The sequence below is a fragment of the Limnohabitans sp. TEGF004 genome, from assembly GCF_027924965.1.
Taxonomy (GTDB): domain Bacteria; phylum Pseudomonadota; class Gammaproteobacteria; order Burkholderiales; family Burkholderiaceae_C; genus Limnohabitans.
Genome location: NZ_AP027056.1, coordinates 1,312,655 through 1,329,336 on the forward strand (window position 1 = coordinate 1,312,655; position 16,682 = coordinate 1,329,336).

The following is a 16,682-nucleotide window of genomic DNA, read 5'->3' on the forward strand; positions in this document are numbered from 1 at the left end:
TTAGCTGATATGTCTGGAAGCCGCATCGATGCCATCGGAGATGGCGACGTAGAGGTTGTCACTGCCGTGCTGGTACACCGAGAAGCTGTGACCGGTAAATCCGCTCACATTCACTTGTGCCACTGCTGTCGAAGTCCAACCGCCCACAAGATTCAAGGTGTCACCTGCTGAGCCGTCGACGACCAGAACATGTCCTTTCTGATAGGTAGAGTTGTCAATTGCCGTATTGGTCCCCCCTGTGATCGACAGCACATCCATATGGTTTAGCGTGATGTTCTGATTTCCTGCTCCGAGCTTGAAGATTTCGACGTTTTCGACCAAGTCGTTGCGTAGGCTTGTGAAATCCATCGTTCCTGTGGCGGTGAATTCCAAGGTATCAATTCCCGTGCCGCCATCGATCTTGAAGAAATCGATCATGGACCCACGGTCGTTGTCGGCATAAGAGACTTTGAGCAAATCGTCACCCGCGCCACCCAGCAACACATCGGCACCGCCGTTGCCCACCAAGGTGTCGTCGCCAGCGTTACCAATCAGGCGGTCCGCGCCTTTGGCGTTGCTTGGGATCTTGATGGCATCGGCCAACAAGGTTTCGCCCAACGTGCCTTCGACGTGTTTGACCGCGATGTTGCTGTCGCCGGTGAGGAAGGAGTCACCGTAGAAGATCTGCATGTTGGTGCTGGCATTGGTCAAGCTGACGTCGTCGTAGCCGTCACCGTCCACGTCGCCCAAGGCCGTCCAATAGCCATTGCCCGTGCGCAGCAGCTGAATGCCGTAGTCCTGCATTTCCAACAAGCTGATGTCTTGCCAGCCCGCTTGACGGCCAAACATCAGGTAAGACGAGCCCAGCGAGGTCGTGCCTGCGTTGCCCGATTCGTTGTCGCCAGGGGCTTGGAAGATGAAGTCGTCCAAGCCGTCACCGTTCATGTCGCCCACGCCAGTCCAGCTGTACTGGCCTGCAGAGTCAAAGTCAACGGCACCCGTGATGCGGAAGCCCTGCTTGTTGGCGGCCAAATCAGCCAGCTTCAAGTCACCGTTGTTCCAGTGCCCTGATTGACCAAAGACCACGTACAGACCGCCGTTGTTCTTGGCGTTGAAGTCGTTGGGGTCATTCGAGTTGCCATTGGCTGAGAGCAACAGATCATCAAAGCCGTCACCGTTGATATCCCCCAGTGACGAATATGTGCCATTGAGCACGATGCCCGTCTCAGAAACCACCTTGGTCATGCGTGGTGCGGTGCTGCTGCCTGTGCCGCTGGCCCAGCTGGCTGGTGTCACCCAGTTGGCTGCGTTGGCGCCACCGTACACGACGTAATTGGTCGCGTCCGAGAGCGACACCATCATGTCGTTAAACCCATCGCCGTCAATGTCGCCCACATTGGCATAACGGCTCACATCACCCAAATCGACCGCGGCTCCCAAACCAGAGGCTGAGGCATTGAAGCCCGAGCCCACATTGGCGTGGCCAAAGTAGATTTGTGCATTGGCGCCAGCCATGAAGTCGTCAAAGCCGTCGGCGTTCAAGTCGCCCATGGACACGGGGGCCCAGCCAGAACCCAGCGACGCGTAGCTACTACCGCCGGTGTACACCACATCTGCGCTGGTGGCGCTGGTGCTGTAGGTGTAGGTGGTTTGTACGTTTGGTACGTCGGTGGCGTACTGCGGGTCGTAAGACCGAGCGTCCTCGTACAAGGCATACCCACTTGACGTGGTCGGCAAGGCATTGGCTTGACCAATGCTGCCTGTGCCGTTGGTGCTCAGCGTGGTTTGCGTCACGCTACCGGACAGGCGATCGGTGAACACCGCATTGCCGCCATCAAACACATACAGGCGTCCTTCGCTGGAGGTCGTCCATGAGTCAGGGCTTGACCAGCCATCTGAGCCATAGGTATCCCCAATGTTGTAGGTGTACGAATTCGCACCGCGTGCTGTGACCATGAGGTCAGATTGGCCGTCTCCGTCAAAGTCACCCAAAGTGCCCAAACCACCGCCAAAACCTTCGTGTGCTGAGGCGTTTGACGTGAGCTTGATGTAACCAGCCGTGCTGCCACTTGGCGCTTCGTTTGGCGTAATTTGCAAACTACCCAGACCACCTGCAGAGCCAAAGACCACATACACGTCACCCGAGGTGTAGGTGTAAGAACTCAACGATGTACCGCCGGTCCATACGTAGTTCGGAGAGCCGTAGTAACGACGATCGCGATACACATAGGCAGCCGAGGTGGTGTTCACATCGGCGTCTCGCATCGCAAAGTCCATGAAGCCGTCTTGGTTGACGTCGCCCACCGCCACCAAGTGGCTGTTGCTTTGGGCGTCTACTGACATGCCCAACTCAATGGTGTCCACACGGAATTGAGGCGTGAGGTCTTTGACATCAGCGACAGCTGGTGTGGCGTCGTGATTCGCCGCAGTGGTGTCGCCCGAGCTGACGATCTTCAAGATCACGCCATCTTGGGTGAATTGTTTGGTCGTCACGTCGTTGCCGATGTCGTAGCTGCTACTGACGCTCCAGCCCGCGTAGTCGCTCAGGCCAATGGTGTCCGTGACATCGGCATTGATGAGCAACTGGTTGGTGGTTCCCGACATGGCGCGCACAGCGGCCACATCGAAGGTCAGGTTGTTGGTGGCCACACGGGTGAGGTCCAAGACTTCAATGCCTTGGATGACGGGATGGCTGCCACGCACCAGATCGACCGCGGCGTCGCTGATGAACAAGGTGTCTAGGCCCTCACCACCGTCGACCAAGCCGTCCAGTGCGTCGTAGACCAAGGTGTCGTTACCTGCCTGTGCATACAAGGCATCCGCCCCCGCACCGCCATCCAGCGAGTCATTGTCGGCTCCGCTCTCCAGCACGTCGGCGCCGTCGCCACCCAGCAAGGTGTCTTCGCCGCTTTGGCCATAGAGGTGGTCGTCGCCCGCTGCGCCGCTGAGGCTGTCGCTACCTGCATTGCCATCGAGCCAATCGGCGTTGGCGCTGCCCGTCAGGCTGTCGGCGCCCACCGTGGCAATCACACGTTCAATGGTGGTCAAGCTGTCGGTGCCGTCGCCAGAGGCCGTATTGGTCGTCAAGTTGACCGTGACGGGGCCTGTCGAGGCGCTGTAGTCGACGGTGTCCAAACCGTCGCCGCCCACCAAGCTGTCGTTGCCTGCGCCGCCCACCAAGGTGTCGTCGCCTGCACCTGCAGTGAGAGAGTCATTGCCGTCCAAGCCCCAAATGAGGTCGGTGTTGGCTGTGCCAGTCACGGTGTCGGCGTTGGCTGTGCCGATCAAGCGCAAGGAGGCCTCAGCAGACACCTTCAAGGTGGCGCTCGCTGCGGGCGAAGTCGATGTCCCCGTCCAGTTGTGATAGACCAAACCACCTTCCACGGTGTTGGCACCCATGGTCCAAGTACCCACCAGTTCGATGACGTCTTGGTCATCGGCATAGACCGTCAAAGCATCGCTGGTGGTCGAGATGGCTGCTGCGGCCACAACGCTCAAGGTGAGCTTGCCGCCTTGCGTGCCGCGCATCTCGATCACTTCAATGTTTTTGATCTGCGTGCCGCTCACGCCTGCAGCAGTAAGGTCAAGCGCGGCATCGCGCACCACCAAAGTGTCGGTGCCGACTTGGCCGTCCACGGTGGCATCGGCTGCGTCGTAAATCAGGGTGTCGTTGCCGCCGCCCGCCAAGATGGTGTCAATGCCTGCGCCGCCATCAATCCAGTTGGCATTGGTATCGGTGACGATGCTGCTGTCGTTGATGGTGATGCTGTCGGCATAGCTACTGCCCAGCACGTTTTCGAAGCTGTACAGCGCATCGTTGTTGCTGGTGTCAGTGAACACCGCTGAGCCAAGGCTGTCCGCATTGAGTGTGATCGTCACGCCTGCACTGGCATCTGAGAAATCGGCCGTGTCCGTGCCCAAACCACCCACCAAGGTGTCATTGCCCAGACCACCCAGCAGCCAGTCGTTGCCCAAACCACCTTCCAGGCGGTTGGCCACGCTGGAGCCGATGAGCACGTCGTCGCCCGAGCCCGTTTTGGCCCATTCGATTTTGCTGAGCGTGCCATCCAGGTCTTGCAAGGTGTCCACGTCCACGCCCGAACCCACGGTGCTGGTGGCAGTGCTGACCACGGTGCGTGCATCCACACCGTTGTAGCGCACGCTGCCCAAGTTGACGCGCACCGCATCGATGCGGTCGGCGTAGTCAACCATCGATTTGTCCAAATCGGCTGCACTGCTGGTGGTCTGATCTGTGCCAACCAGTGTTTCAGCCGTGGCGGCCACACCGCGAACCACGTCGGTGCTGACATCTTCTTTCACCATCACCACCAAGCTGTAGGTGGTGCCTGTCAGGGTGTACGAAGATGTGAGCTTTCGGTAGCCACTGTAGCTGGCCGCGTCCTGAGTCCAGAGCGAACGGTCCGCAAAGAACACGCTGTCACCGGCGACACCCTCGATCGTCAGCGTGTGCGTGAGGCTGACGTCGGTGGTCATGTTGTAGACGCTGGCTTGGTTCAGAACCAAGCTGCTGCCCACGTTGGCGGTATTGGCCACGATGTCGTGCGCCCCGCTGAGGTCCACCACCTCGATGTCTTTGAGGGTGACGCTGAACAAGGTGGTGTTGGTCAGGTCGGTATTGACATAGCGCGTGACCAAGGTGTCAGTGCCTGCGCCGCCGAGCACCGAGGTGTCGGCTCTGTCAAGAACGAACATATCGTTGCCCGTGCCGCCTTCCAGCGTGTCGGCGCCTTCGGCGCCCCACAAGGTGTCGTTGCCTTCGTTGCCCTTGAGCCAGTTGACCCCGGCTGAACCCAGCAAGATGTCATTGGACAAACCGCCATACGCGTTTTCGATGCCATAAATGGCGTCGGTACCACCCAAGCCATCCTTGGCTGTGTTGACGGCCAGGTTGGCGCCCGCAATGCTGTGCGCTTCATCGTCCAAGTTGACTTGCACGGAATAGGTGGAGGCGCTGTAGTCGAGGGTGTCGACGCCGCCAAGCACACGGCCGTAGTAATAGCCGGCGTAGCTATCGACCGACACGCTGGCGTAGTCACCACCGTAAATCGTGTCATTGCCCAGGCCGCCCACAAAGGTGTCGCTGCCATGTTCGTGCAAATTACTGCCCAACACGTCATTGCCATCACCACCGTAGAGCAAATCGTCACCCAAACCACCCATGATGGTGTCGGTGCCATCACCGCCTTGCAGGGTGTCGTTACCTGCCTCATAGTAGTAGGTGTCGTAGGTGTAATCGTTGATGTAATCGGAGGTGATGTAAGCCCCCATGCGGTCATCACCGGTTCCACCAATGATCAAGTCATTGCCGTCATTGCCATACAAGGTGTCGTTGCCAGCACCACCATCGATGGTGTCTGTTCCCGAACCAGTCCACTCCAAAGAGTTGCGGTAGTCATAGTTGTACCTATCGCCACCCCCATGAATCACGTCAGAACCATCGCCGCCGAGCAAGGTGTCATTGCCACGACCACCCCAGATGACATCGTTGTCAGCGCCACCATCGATGTAGTTGGTGCCACTGTCGACGATGTCGAATGAAGAGTATTGGCCATACAAAGCGTCAGCGCCTGCGCCACCCCAAATGGCGTTGTTGCCCGAGCGACCTGTCACGCTGTCGGCGCCTTCGCCACCAAAGATGGAATCGTTGCCCTCACCACCGTCGATGATGTCGTTGCCGGCCTGGCCGTCAATCGTGTCGTTACCAGCGCCTGCGTACAGGCCATGCGCATCGCTGCTGTCGTAAATCGTGTCAGCACCAGAGCCCGTGCTGAACGTTTCGAATTCGCGGATGACATCGGTCACCCCGTTCATCACACTGGTGCCTGCCACCAAATCCAGGGTCATGTTGGTTGTGACGGAGCCGTAGCTCAAGCTGTCACTGCCTGCACCACCCATCAAGGTCAGTGCGCCGTTGCCTGTGCCGGTATTCCGGTTGGTAATGACATCGTTGCCATCGCCTAAATCGACCCAGCTAGCGTCTGCGCCTGAGATGTAGACACGGTCTGCACCGCTGCCCGTTTTGAGCCATTCGATGCCAGACAAGGTGTCTGTCTGTGTGCCACTGTCTGAGCGCTGCGCTGTCGCCGCTGCCACATAAGAGCTGCCCGTCCACAAATTGTTGTCTGCCGAGAGGTTGACAAACACACTGCCTGTCAAGTTGGAGTAGTCCAACAAAGAGCTGGTGCCTGCACCACCTGTCAATGCTTGTCCAGAGTTACCCGAGCCCCGCACCACGTCTTGGCTGATGCCTTGCTGCACCTGAACCACCGCGCCTGTTGAGGCGTGGGTGTAAACGTCGTAAGTCAGGGTGTTGAGTGTGGTGCTGGTTTTAGCCCACGTTTCGCCACTGGCGAACATCACCACATCGCCCACTTGGCCATCCACGCGTAACGTCTTGTTAGCGTTGGTCATGGCGACCACCGTCTCTGCATCCAGCTTGATGGTGTTACTGACACCGCTGCCACGGATTTGAAGGTCGATCACCTCAATGCCTGTGATGCCAGTTTCGGCGGTGAAGTCGAGGTAACGGTCTGCCACTGCCAACACGTCTGTGCTGACGTCTTTCGTCGTGATGAGGTCTGTCACATTGCCTGTTGTGGTGCTGGTGAAGACCACTGTGCGGCCCACAGCTGCCGCGGATGTGAAGCCTGTCAGGCTGTCTGTGGTGGCGCCGCCGGTCACAGTTGCGCCGGTACCGCCGTTGGCCAACGATGCAAACACGCCAGCCACTTGTTCTGCCGTCACAGCGGCAGATGCAGTGAATGTCAAGCCGCCCAAGGTGATGGACTGACCGCTCACCATGTCGGCAAATGTCACGGTAGTGCTGTCAGCCGTCGACGGTGTGCCTGTAGCGCCGTCGCGCGTGATGGCGATCAGACCGCTGTTGCTGTCAACGGTACGCACATCAACGTCCACCGAGCCGCCCAAGGCCAGATCGGTCACGTCAGTTGTGGCGGTGCTGCTGGTGAAGACCACCACGCCATTGCCAGCCGCGGTGGCTGTGAAAGCCGTGAGCGCACCCGTCAAGGTACCCGTGCCCGTGACAGCAGTGCCTGTCGCAAATGCAGTGGCCACGTCTGCAGCCTTCGCACCCGTGCTGGATGCAGTAAAGGTTAGCCCGCCTAGCAGCAACGTTTGATTGGCCGCGATGTCGGTGAAAGTCACCGTCGCCGTTTCTGTGCGCGTGCCTGTGGCACCCTGCGAGATGACCACACGATGCGCATGGCCCACTTTGTCATCTGCGCCACCGTCAATCACGCTGGCTGCGGTGTCAAAGTAAATCAAGTCACTGCCTGAGCCGGCATACAGCTTGTCGGCACCGCCCACGCCCATGAGCGTGTCGTTGCCTGCGCCGCCGTAAACGTTGTCATTGCCGGTGCCTGCGTTGAGCAAGTTGTTGGCACTGTTGCCGATCAGCAAGTCACTGCCTGAGCCTGTGATGATGTTTTCGATGTTCAACAAGGTGTCTAGAACACCCGCAGACCCCTCATTGACTTTGCCAGTGATCAAGTTAGCCGTGACGGGTGCCGCGTTGGCGTAATCCACCGTGTCTGAACCAGCGCCACCATCGATGGTTTGGTTGATCGTCACATGACCTCGGAACACCTCGTCCACCGCTGACCCTGTGATGGTGGCGAGTGTGGTGTCGGCATTGGCCCAAGCCGAGGCATAGATCACTTTGACCTTGGGGTCCACATAGACCACCATGCTGGCGTCTGTGTAATGCACGTACTTGATGTAAGTGCCAGAGGCCAAGGTCTCTGCGCTGAGTTTCCAATTGCCATCGGCCAGATCTAGGGTGTCACCCCAGTCACCTTCGATGCGCAAGACCTTGGTGTCGGTCATGGCTGTGATTTGCGCCATGTTCAAGCGCAAGGCATGGCCAAAGCCGCTGGCGTTGTCACCCAACTCAATAACTTCCACACTCGTGATGCTGGGTTTGACGGCCACGGTCAAGTCTGTGTATGCCAACTCCGCCGTCAGGGTGTCGGTACCCGTACCGCCTGTGACCGCGGCGGTTCGTGCGCCCAAGGTCAAAGCATCGTCACCGTTGGTGCCGCTCACAGTGCCACTCAAATAGGTGGTGGGTGCCGTCAGGGGCGTGACACTGGTCACGCCTGCGGGAGGCACAGACGCGGTACCCGCTGCAGCTGTACCGGCAACCAACGCTGTGCCATCCAAGGCCTTGAGCAACAAATCTGTGTTGGCTGGGTTGGTTGTTTTGTCAATGAAGCTCAGGTTGTTCGAGAACTGCACCGTGACGGTCGAACCGCCATAGGTGGCTGTGTAAATCTTGGCGCCGCCGCCGTTGATTTGGGCTTCGCCCGCGTAGGTCCAAAAGCCCCAATCGCTGAGCACCAGCTTGTCGCCCATGTCGCCATCAATGCGCAACACCTTGTTGGTGTCGGCCAAGGCGGCCACGGCTTCGCGGTTGAGCACCACGGTGCTTGCGTTGCGCCCACGCAGATCGATCAGCTCTAGGTTGCTGATGCCCGTAGTACCGCCGCTGAGTGTGAAGTCGAAGCTGCTGCCACCCATTTGCAAGGTGTCAAAACCCGCGCCACCATCCACTGAGGCGTCGGCTGTTTTGGCACGCAAGCTGACGTTGGAGACGCTTTGGTTGTTGTTGCTGTCGCTGTAGGCCACGTCCCAGACGAGGGTGTCATCGCCCTCACCTGCCAGCAAGGTGTCTTGCTCGATGCCGCCCACCAAGGTATCGTTACCCACGCCGCCCACGAGTGAATCGACCCCGAGGCCACCCACCAAGCTGTCGTTGCCTGAGCCGCCGTTCAAGGTGTCTGCACCGTCACCGCCGTTGAGGGTGTCGTGGCCGGCATAGCCCCAAAGTGCCTCGGCGGTGGTGCCGCTGCCCGTGAGCGTGTTGTCCGCTTGGGTGCCTTTGAGCAGTTGTGCGCCTGCGACTTGTGTGCCAATCGTGGTGGCCACTTTCACAGTCACGCTGTCGCCGTTGTAGGTGGCGGTGTAGGTTTTGTAACCTGCATGGGTGACGGTGTCTGCGCTGCCCAGGTCGGCATCGATCAGCACCGCATCTTCGATACCGCCTTCCACTGTCAGCGTACGTGCAGTCCCCGCCATGCGGTGAACCGCGGCTTTGTCCAAGGTGATGCTTTGAGGCGACTCGGTGTTGAAGCGAATGACTTCAATGCCAGACACTGCTGGCATTTGCCAAGTTTGCGTGAAGTCGACATCTGCATCTTGGATGAGCAAGGTGTCCGTGCCATTACCGCCTTTGATCGACACATCGGCTTTGTCAAAGACCAAGCTGTCGCCGCCACTGCCCGACACCAAAATGTCGGAACCAAGGCCACCATCAAGGGTCATGACACCGCCTGTAGCGGCATTGTTGATGCCGGACAGAACTGAGCTGGAGCTCAAGTTGGTGGCAAATTTGCCATCGGCCGTGAAAGCAATACCACCCACCGTGATCTTGGCCGCAGCCGTGGTCGTGCCCTGAGACACGATGACCAAAGTCGGGTTGGCAGCCAAGTCGGTGAGTTGTGCGACGTCCGCGATGAAGCGCACGCCGCCGACCAACACGGTGGTGCGGCCCGATTTGCCGTACATCACGTCGTCGCCCGAACCGCCGATGACGGCTTCGAGGTTGAGCAAGGTGTCTGTGCCACCTTGGCCATCGCTGGCGCGGCCAGCGGCCACACCGCGTTGAATTTCTTGGCTGAAGTTGACCACCACGGCTTCGGTTTGGCCGCTGTAGTCCAAGGTGTCGGTGTCGGTGCCACCGTCGAGGGTGTCATTGCCCGAACCACCGCGCAAGGTATCGTTGCCGGCTTCGCCCAACAGGCTGTCGTGGCCTAAACCGCCTTCAATCAAATCATTGCCGGCACCGGCTTGAACCGTGTCAGCGCCAGAGCCTGCATCTACGGTGTCGTTGCCGTCACCAGCCACGATCAGGTCTGCACCCGCATGGGTGAAGATGCGGCTGGCTTTGCTGCCGTCATACACCACATCGTTGCCCGAGCCCGTCATGAGGTGCTCAATGCTGGTCAAGGTGTCTACATCGCCAAAGCCGTCCACGGCTGTACCCGCAGCCACCGTGATGCCGCGCACCGTGAATTGGCTGGCGCTTTGATTCACATACACGTTGCCGGTTTGGGTGGCGAAGTCGAGCGTGTCGACACCATCGCTGCCATCCAAGGTTTCATTGCCGAGGGATTGGTACAGATGGTCGTCACCACCTTGGCCAGCCACGGTTTCGTTGGCCATGGTGAAAGGCGTGGTGTAGGGCTCAACAACTGCACTGCCGCCAAGATACGCACCTGCGTAGCTAGGCGCTGTGGCGTCGAGCACCACCTCCACATTGCTGCTGACCAGCACCACAGCTTTGAGGGTGGTGCTGTCGTAAATTTCAGCAGCTTTGTAGCGCACGCCATTGAGGCTGACATTGCCCGCTTGTTGCCAGACCACCGTGCCGCCCAGCAGCAAGGTGTCACCCACATCGCCATGGATGGTCAAGGCGTTCAGCGTGGCGCCGTTGAGCGTCATCGCATTGAGCGTGGCAGAGCCAAGGCGCAACCACTGTGCGCCATTGCCGCGCAGATCGATCGCTTCAATTTTGCTCACCGCCGTGCTGTTGCTGAGGTCGCGCACTTCATCGGCCATGCGCAGGGTGTCGTAACCATCGCCGCCGTCGATTTGGTCGTTGGCGTCGTAGACCAATGCATCGTCACCGGCCTCACCTTTGAGGGTGTCGTTGCCTGCGCCGCCGACCAAGGAGTCGGCGCCATCGCCACCCCAAAGCGAGTCTGCGCCATCGCCACCCAACAGGGTGTCATTGCCATCCGAGCCGTACAAGGTGTCATTGCCTGTGCCGCCATCCAGCACGTCGTTGCCAGAACCCACCACAGACACGGTGTTGAGACCGCCGTACAAGGTGTCAGCGCCGGTGCCGCCTTGCAACACATCGTTGCCGCTGGCGCCCTGCAAGGTGTCACTGCCTGATTCACCAGACAAGACATCGGCCCAGTTTTGGCCACCGGCGGTGGCATCGTAGTTGGCACTGTCGCCCAACACCGAATCATTGCCAGCGCCAGCCCACACGGTGTCACCGCCCGCCCCTGCACGTACGGTGTCGTTGCCAGAGCCAGTGAGGAACGTATCGGCATGACGGCTACCGACCATCAGATCATGGCCGTTGCCCGCTTGAGCCGCTTCAATCGAGGTCAAGGTGTTGACCGTGCGCGACACATCCATCGCTGTTGAGGCAAGCACGGTGTCTGTGCCGTTGGCGCCCAACACCGTGTCGCTTGACAGGTTGACACTGACCGCGTTGGTGGTCTGCGCGAAGTCGATGGTGGCACCTTGGAAAGGAATCACCCAGTCCACCAAGTCCACAGTGACCGCAGATTGCACTTTGACGTAAATACCCTCAAGGGCGTAACGCACCCACGTCACACTGTTCGCGTCAGTGACTGTTTCCATCACGGCCCATGGGCCTTCAAGCGTGACCGAGCTCTGGTTGCTGCCCTTGATGGTGAATTCGGTGTAAGTGCCGTAAGCGGTGGTCATCTGGCGTTCCAGCAAGAGCACCACTTCGCGGTAGTTCAGGGTCAGGTGGTTTTCACCGTCGCCTGTGAGGTCGATGGTTTCAAAGCTACGCAAGCTAGAGCCTGCAAAGCCCGTCATGTCCAAGTCCATGCCGTGGCCCTTGAGCTGCAAAGTGTCCGTGCCAGTGCCACCGTCGATCAAGATGAAATCGAGTTTGGAGATTGACAACACATCGTTGCCACCGCCACCACGGATGATGTCCGCGCCGCCCAAGCTGTGGATGGTGTCGTTGCCTAAGCCGCCAGCCAATCGGTTGGCATTGAAGTCACCAATCAACAAGTCGTTGCCTGAGGTGCCGGTTTGCATCAACGAATCGGTGAAATCACCCCCATTGATGATGAAGGCCTCGCCCGAGCTGTAGCCATCGCGCTGGTTGGTGGGCATGCCCGACAAGATGTCGACGAAGCCGTCGTTGTTGAAGTCACCGGCAGCCACCGAGAAGCCATACTGGTCTTGCGGCAAACCACCTGTGATGATCAAACCGTCGTCACCCAAGTTGTCGACGCTCATCATCGGGTCCCAGTCGGCGCGGTCTTTGCCGTACACCACGAACAAGGCACCACTGTCTGTGTCGGCGGTGTCGCTGGCGGTGTTGTCGCCCACAACCGGGTTTTGACCACCGGCTGTGAGGATCAGGTCGTTGTAGCCATCGTGGTTCAGGTCACCGAACTCGGTGGCACGAATCAACTGGTTGATGGACGTGCCGTAGAACGCCACCACACGGCCTGCAATTTCAAGCTGATCGAGGGTTGTCAAATCCGTCCATTGCCCGGCCTGACCGAACACCAAATAGAACAAGCCTTTGGCCACATGGTCTGTCCCCACCAAGTTGGGGTCATCGGGAATAGAGGGGTCGTAGACGTAGTTGGACGAACCAAAGATGTAGTCCATCACACCATCGCCGTCGACGTCGCCGGCGGCTTCGACCTGCATGCCTGCCATTTGGCCAGCCCAAGCGCCCGCGTTGTAGTCGAAATCTGGGCTTTGGGCAGTGCCTGACAGCTGGTAACCCGGGTCGATTTGTGCTGCGGCTTCGGTGGTGAAGTAAAACGGCGAACTGATGTTGCCCATGTTCGTGGCACTGAAGGCCACGTTCGATTCAGCGCCCTTGATGGCGCCTGCATCCACCGTGATGTAGTAATCGGCGGCGCGGTCGAGCGCCAAGCCAGGGTTCAAGATGACTTTGTTACCACTGAAGGTCACGACACCGCCGTAGTTGCCCACAGCCGTGTTGGTGTTGGCATTGATGGTGAAGGTTTCAAACAAGGTGCCGGTGCCGTCTTGTTTGAGGAACAGCTTCAAGGTGGTGTTGTCGGTGCCCGCCTTCATGTTTTCGCAGAAGGTCAACACCAAGTTGTCGTTCAAGCCCACGGTGGTGGCGTTGTCCACCGCATTGCCACCAGACACGGTGATGAGGTTGGTGTAAGTGCTGAAGTAAATCGAGCTGTTGGGAGTGCTCAAGCCTGTGGCCACATTGCCATTGATGTCCATCATGGGTTGATGGACCACCGACTGTGCATCGGTGTAGGGCTGCAAGATCACCTCATAGCTGGCGTTGTAGCCCAAAGCTTTTTCGGGGTTGATGGTGATGTTTTTGTTGTCCAGCGTCAAAACGCCCGTGCCGTTGACCCAGCCACCTGCACCGCTGTTGGCAGTAGCACTCCAGTGCTGACCTGTGATGGTGTAGCTGCCATCGGCTTGTGCGACGGCGGTGCTGACATCAAAACGCTCCACCACTTTGGTGTTGTCCAAGGTGTTGTTGCCTGCAGTGACATTGGCCAACGTGTTGAGGGTGTTGCCTTTGACCTGCAACAGGATGAAGCCCCCCGTCCCTAACTTGAGGGTTTCAGGCGAGACGAAGCTCACATCACGTGTGACCGACACGCTGGTTTGCGTGTTGTAGAAACTCGCACCCAAGCTGGTGGGGGAATAGCCCACGCCTGTGGTGTTCCAGTTGTACAGATTGGGGGCCACCGTGTCTGTCGTGGTGACAAACGTGGTCGATTTGGGCAAAAAGTTACCCTGTGCATCGACACTGCCAATCTGGTTGCCCGCCGCATCTTGTAGCTCGTCCAAGACGATGCGGTACTGCGTACTGGCTTTGAATGTCGTTCCCAAGCTCAGCGTCAAGCTGTTGTAGTTGGTGACGGTATTGGCCTGCGAGGAAATCACACCACCTTGGTCACTCAGACCTGTTTGCAAATCAAACGATTCGGTGGTGACAAAGCTCTTCGTACTTTGTGTGACGTCGATCACGACTGGCGTAGTGCCGTTGCCAGCATCCGTCAAATCCGTCACATCATCACCAAACGCTTTAGTGCTGGTGAAGGTGACGGTGACGTAGGACGGTGCCGAACCCACGGCGGGGTGATTGACCACGGTGCCAGTGGTGTAACCCGACAGCGTGCCTGAGGTTTCTTGGTTCGCAACGCCGACTGCGCCATTTGCCAAACTGGCAAACGCGGCCGCGACTTCGGCAGCTGTGGCACCGCCCGAAGGCGCTGTGAAAGTGAAGCCTGCCAAGGTAACTTTTTTACCTTGACCCAAATCTTGAAAGGTGACGGTGGCCGTCTCAGGTGTGAAACTGGTTTGTTGTTGCAGCAGCACATGGCCATAGGGCTTGACGGCTTCGCTCAGCGTGATGTTGAGGTTGAACAGCGTTGCATCGTTGTCGCTGCTGTACGCCGATTGAATCGGTGCGGTGGGCACGTAGCCAATCTGCGTGGCGTCCAACCAATAATCTGAACGGCTGACCGAGGGGTAAACGTTATTTTGAGTGCCGTAGTCGTAGTTGGTGCCAGTCCAGTAGTAGTCACCGTAATGGTCATAGGCATACACCGTGAAGCTCCAACCCGTTTGCGTGGGAGCTACCGCATCAGTAGCAGGTGCCGCCGCTGTGGTGAAGTTGATCGCCGTGCTGCTGTCAATGCCCGCAAAGTAATTGCCAGACAAATCTTTGAACGCGAGGGGGTCCACCTTCAGGTAATAGTTGGTGCTGCCTGAAAGATTCTTGAACGGGTTGATATCAATTTGTGCCCCGCTCAGGAACATGGTACCGCCGCTGCTGCCCTGCCCTGTGAAGACGTCAAATTTCTCGACCAGCGTGCCGTCAGATTTGTAAAGCAACACATAGGCTTGCGCCGCGCGCGAGGCACCTGCGGTGACGACTTCGTCAAATCGCATGACCAAGTTGTTGGCGGTGGAGACACCGGTTTGGTTGTCTCTGGGGTTGACCGCTTGACCTGTGCCACTGTCTGTGTTGTAGAGCACCGGTGCAAAGCTGTCGTTGTTGTGATAGACCACGGTGGTGTTGGCCGCCCAGCCTTCATCCTTGCCAAACACCACGAAGCTGGCACCGCTGTAGTCGGTCACGTTATTCAAGGTGATGCCCGTGAGCGTGGGGCCGCCCAGCACGATGTCGTCAAAGCCGTCGGAGTTGATGTCGCCCACTTTGGCGATGTCCGAACCGATGTTGGTTTTGTTGGTGCCGTCAGACAGGAAGTTGACGCCTCGGCTGCCCATGGCACTGAGGTTGAGGTTGGTGGCGTCCGCGCCGCCAAACACCAAGCTGACGCGACCATAGCCCGCAAAGCTATTGCCAAGCGCGAAGTCTTGGTAACCATCGCCGTTGACATCGCCCACGCCTTGGATGGTGAGCTTGCTCAAGCTGTCTTCCAGCGCGTTGTAGTTAGTCGCTGAGGCCAACGAACTGGCATCGACCGTGAAGCCATTGCTGCTGCTGGTGACAAAGCTGGCCAAGTTGATGTCGCTCCAGCTGCTGCGTCCGAAGATCACCTTCACTTGGTTACCAGCGGTGTTCACCGCCATGTCGTCCCAACCGTCGCCGTTGATGTCGCCGATCCCCGTCAAACCGTACTCATAAGTGGCATACGTGGATTGAGCGCCATTGCTGAGCAAGTAGTTACCGCCTCCTGCTTCCGTGTTGGTGGCGTTGTTCAGCGCCACCAAACTGGTCGAATCAATGCCCGAAATCTTGATGCCTTTGCTGCCAATGTTGGTCAGGTCAATTTGACCCGCCAGCTCGGCATAACCAAACACCAAATACGCGGCACCTGCGGTGTTGACGATCACATCGTCTACGCCGTCCTTGTTGACATCACCTGCGTTGTCGACCTTCCAACCCGCATAGGCATCAATGCCTTTGCTGACCAAGTAGGTGCCGTCGTTGTAGGCCACCGAGAAGGTGCTCATTTGCGGCGTGGGTGGGTTGTCAATCACCACATTGGTGATGGTTTTGGTGTAGTACACCTTGACTTCTTCACCGGTGGTGGTGACAGACATGACTTGCGCATAGGTCTCACCGTTGTAGCTCACATCCGAAGACATGCTCCACTGGCCGTAGAGCATCAGCGAGTCGAGTGATGTGCCTTTGACCACCAACAAGTTGTCGGCATCGGTCATGGTGGCCAGTTTTTCTGGCGTCAAGATCAGCTTGTTACCCGCGGCATTGGTGGTGAGGTCAAACACCTCCACATTGGTCAAGCCGGTAGGCGGCAACAGTGAGGTGTTGACGTCGCCTGCAAATGCAAACTTGATGGTGTCGTTGCCACGGCCAGCGTCGATCGCCGAGAAGCTCATGTCGTGCACGGTGATGATGTCGTCACCATCGCCCGTCATCGCGCCGTTGGCGATGTAGTCAGGACCGCTAGCAGCACCCCAGACGTCGATCACATCGGCACCGGGGCCATAAATATTGACCGTGCCGCCCAGTTCGTTGGTGATCTTGAGTTGCACCTCGTCCGAGACTGAAATGAAGGCATTGCCTTTTTGCAGCACCTTGTAAATGGCACCCGAAGCATCCGAATCCACTCCGGTGTAAGCCCAACCGCCGTACAGCGACAACTGGTCAGCCGCCGTGCCTTTGACCGTGATGCGGCCAGTGTCTGACAAAGCAAGTACCGCGTTTTCATCGAGCTTGACAGCTTGGCCGCCTGCAGCTGACAGGTCAATCACCTCAAAGCCTTTGACTTGCGTGCCTGCACGCGTGGTCAGATCGGCAATGGGTGCACCGCTGGCAAGGCCATTGGTGGTGTAGGTGTTGATGACCAAGGTGTCGTCACCCGTGCCGCCAAACTGAT

At 58.3% G+C, this 16,682-nt stretch carries 1 protein-coding gene (cut by a window edge); it reads right to left on the reverse strand.

Annotated elements, in window-relative coordinates; genetic code table 11:
* Positions 1-16,682 carry the 3' portion of an Ig-like domain-containing protein gene (locus LINBF2_RS06335; protein WP_281887573.1) on the reverse strand. 15,130 nt of this gene lie beyond the right edge of the window, so only the last 16,682 of its 31,812 coding nucleotides appear in the window; its start codon lies beyond the right edge, outside the window; its stop codon occupies positions 1-3.